The following is a 3387-nucleotide window of genomic DNA, read 5'->3' on the forward strand; positions in this document are numbered from 1 at the left end:
TATCTTAATTCGTCGGGGCATTGCTTTGCTTGGACACTCTTCATTTATATCGTAACTTATTCATCGGACTTGATATGATGGGTCAAATGTTCCCAGCTTCCGGAAAAACCTGAGCCAATAAAACTAGCTCAGATTTGGGCACGCATTAGCTCTTTAGGACGCATTCATAAGGCTTCCGTCAACTATGCTTCCTAAGCCAATTGCGAAGGTATTGTCTAATGCACCAAATTAAAGCGGTCACGGCACTACTCCATCGCCTGTTTTAAAGTCTGGCAAAACTGGCCTATCGAGTCTATACCCTCAGATGCTAATCGGCGAACGATCACACTCCCAACAATCACCGCATCTGCCCCCCACTCAACTACTTGACGAGCATGTTCAGGTTGGGAAATCCCAAATCCCACACCAATGGGTTTATCAGTAACTTGGCGAATCTGTTGGATCAAACTGGGCACTCTGGTGGCAACTTCACGGCGAACTCCAGTGACTCCGGTTACGCTGACTAAGTAGATAAATCCTTGGGACTTTTGGGAGATCGCCTGAATTCGCTCTGCGGAACTGGTGGGTGCAACTAATAACACAACTTCAATCCCTCGTTCAGCCGCAGGTTCTAAGATACATTCTGCCTCTTCTAGAGGCAAATCGGGAACGACTAAACCAGCAGCTCCTGCTTGCTTAATCTCATCCAAAAAGCGGTCAATTCCCCGATGCAGAATCGGATTATAGTAGGTAAACAAAATCACTGGAGCCTTCAACTGGGGGCTAACTTGGCCGAGCAGTTCCAATACCGATTCTAGACGAGTTCCCTGTTGTAGGGCGCGGGTAGCCGCCGCTTGAATCACAGGGCCATCTGCTAAAGGATCGGAATAGGGAACCCCCAGTTCAATAATATCTGCACCTTGGCGATCCAGTACTTGCAGAGCCTGAGCTGTAGTTTCTAAATCTGGGTCGCCTGCGGTAATAAATGGAATTAAGGCTGGAGTGTTTTGCGATCGCAGTTGCTGAAAACACTCGGTAATCGCATGAGTCATAACAATAATATCAATTAATCAGGGGAGATAGAGGGATCGGATTCTGAGGCTACCTCAGCTTCTAGTTTGGCTCTCTCCTCTGGCGTTAGGGATTCCCACCGTTTTTGCAGCATAGCCTCTTCATAGTCGCGCCGTTGCTGATTGTAGGTCATGTTTTGGGTTCCCACCCGAAATAGATAGGTAGACACCCAAACTAATACCCCACCCATAAGAATGACTTGACTCCAACGGCCAGCATCTAGGCTATCTAACCCCAAAAGTTGAAATAGCCCATACACTAAACCACCCGTGGCAAAAATTGCCCCACTAATGACAATGACATCAATTCGTCGCACGTTCTACTTACCTTTTGTCCAGGGGATTTACGAAATTTGCCGGGGTTTGGGTCTCAGATTAATCAGAGGAGCTAACAAGAGAATACCTGGGAAACACCAAAAGACCATGAAGTACATCAATAACCGTTCGATGGAACTGGCACTATACCAACGGCGATCAAGGTAGAAATAGATCAGAGCTGGTAAGACTAGGAGATAGGTTCCCCCCAAAATTCCGTAGACCAGTAAGGTGATAATGTCCATCTAGCTATATTTAAAGCGAATGATCCAGAGCGATCATACCACTTTTAGACCCTTTAAGTTGGTAATCTCCATCCTTAGCTGTTTCATATGATTTTATGGAGGCACTTGCCAAAACTGGATATTTGTGTTTTAATTACATATTGTGTGAAATGTAAAAATCACCATCCCACACTTTACTCAAGTGCGGGGGCGTGGCGGAATGGTAGACGCTACGGACTTAGAAAACTGAGCCTTAGCAGAGAAATTTGCTAAGTGTAAGCTCTCAAACTCAGGGAAACCTAAATCTGGCAACAGACATGGCAATCCTGAGCCAAGCCTAAGATAAAGACTAAGGAAATTACACCTTAATCAACTGTCTCAGGAAGGTGCAGAGGCCCGACGGGAGCTACCCTAACGTATTCAGTCGAGGGTAAAGGGAGGGTCCAATTCTCAAAACCAGGGAGCTAGCTCTCAAGGTAACAGCGAAAGTTGTGGGAGAATGAAAATCCGTTGACCTTAAAAGTCGTGAGGGTTCAAGTCCCTCCGCCCCCATCAAACATATCTTTTATCTGTTGGTACTTTGAACTCTCACGACTTCTTAGCTCAACAGATTTCAACACATATTCAACAGGTTCTAGTGCCTGTGAGAACTTTGGGATTCAATTGCCTGGTGTAGCTAGGTTATAAGGTTATGCGGAACCGGGGACTTGATAGCCACAGCTACTTACCGAAATAAAGTTAGCTAAACGCTTGTCCCACATATATTTCACGCTTTAACCCTCGAAAATGTGTGAAAAGTGTGTGAAACATGGACACCTACATAAAACAGACGTGGAGCCTGGTTAATGAGTATTTCCACTCTAACCAAATTGACCCATCCAAATTGGTAGACCATGAGCTAGTGAGGGCTTACCTCAAAGCTTGCGTTCGCATTACCCAAGTCAGAGGACGGCTCTCTCTTCGGTTCAAGACAGCCACCAAATCAGGCAACTCTGATAATTCCTGTAATGAGGACTTCACTCGTGATGGGTGCATCAACGCCTTAGCAAAGTCTCTAGCAGTCTTTGACAAACTCAAAGAAATTGAAACAGAGTCTGAGTTTTGGTCATGGTACGAAGTGGAAGTCAAGGGAGCTGTTTCTCTTGAGAATGACATCATTACCATCGGCGATGCTATTGAGATTGTGAAGAAAAACTATCTTTCTGGCTACGACAAGTGTGGAAGGAATAGAAGTGACGAGAAGCTTCAGACCAATACTTTGGCTAATTATCACTCTACTTATGGGAAACATTTTAATAAGCTTAGTCCAAGCCTTGGACTTACCGGGGAAAATATCATTTTTGAGTTAATCAGAAACTGGAGTCAATTATTTACCATCTCTGGCAATCAAACCCTTTGCTCCAAAGGGTTCAAGAACGCTTATACAGGAGTCTTGAAACTCTTAAGAGATACCAGGCTTGATAATGAACTCAAGAAAGTTCAATCTCATTTTGGGACTATTGAAGTTATCAAAAAAACTGAAATGCAATCTATTGACCTTGAAATCTTTTTAGACTTTAGAGATAGGGTTCTAGGATTGAATGGACATGAATTAACTAAGCCTCGACGAAATAACATCAAGTCTCGTCAATCATGGATGAAAGCAATTTCTATCAATTTAATTTATGGTTTTCGATGTTCTGAATTTAAAGCGATTCAAAATCTTGATGAACCAGTAACGATTGATGGTTACACCTTTAAAGCACTCCATGACCCAACTAACGATGAGAATATTCTCGTGATTGATGAGGGATTCTGGG

3 protein-coding genes and 1 pseudogene are annotated in these 3387 nt (G+C 43.8%); 1 reads left to right on the forward strand and 3 read right to left on the reverse strand.

All coding sequences use genetic code 11. The features are described 5' to 3' along the window. Window positions 1-245: 245 nt before the first annotated feature. Genes trpA through ndhL form a run of 3 tightly spaced genes read right to left on the reverse strand, consistent with a single transcriptional unit; the run spans window position 246 to window position 1609 of the window. Complete coding sequence (gene trpA, locus J7529_RS24485) at window positions 246-1031, reverse strand: tryptophan synthase subunit alpha (RefSeq protein ID WP_318731158.1); 786 nt, start codon at window positions 1029-1031, stop codon at window positions 246-248. A gap of 14 nt (window positions 1032-1045) precedes the next feature. Further along, on the reverse strand, window positions 1046-1366 hold the full coding sequence (locus tag J7529_RS24490) for a DUF3007 family protein (protein ID WP_318731159.1): 321 nt from the start codon (window positions 1364-1366) through the stop codon (window positions 1046-1048). 27 nt (window positions 1367-1393) lie between these two features. After that, the gene (gene ndhL / locus J7529_RS24495; protein WP_318731160.1) at window positions 1394-1609 is read right to left on the reverse strand and encodes an NAD(P)H-quinone oxidoreductase subunit L; all 216 of its coding nucleotides are present in this window, start codon (window positions 1607-1609) and stop codon (window positions 1394-1396) included. Between the two features lie 862 nt (window positions 1610-2471). Here ndhL and J7529_RS24500 point away from each other — a divergent pair. Then, window positions 2472-3387 (forward strand): annotated as a pseudogene (locus tag J7529_RS24500) (hypothetical protein); the annotation flags it as partial.

This window comes from Roseofilum sp. Guam (assembly GCF_017746735.1).
GTDB lineage: Bacteria > Cyanobacteriota > Cyanobacteriia > Cyanobacteriales > Desertifilaceae > Roseofilum > Roseofilum reptotaenium.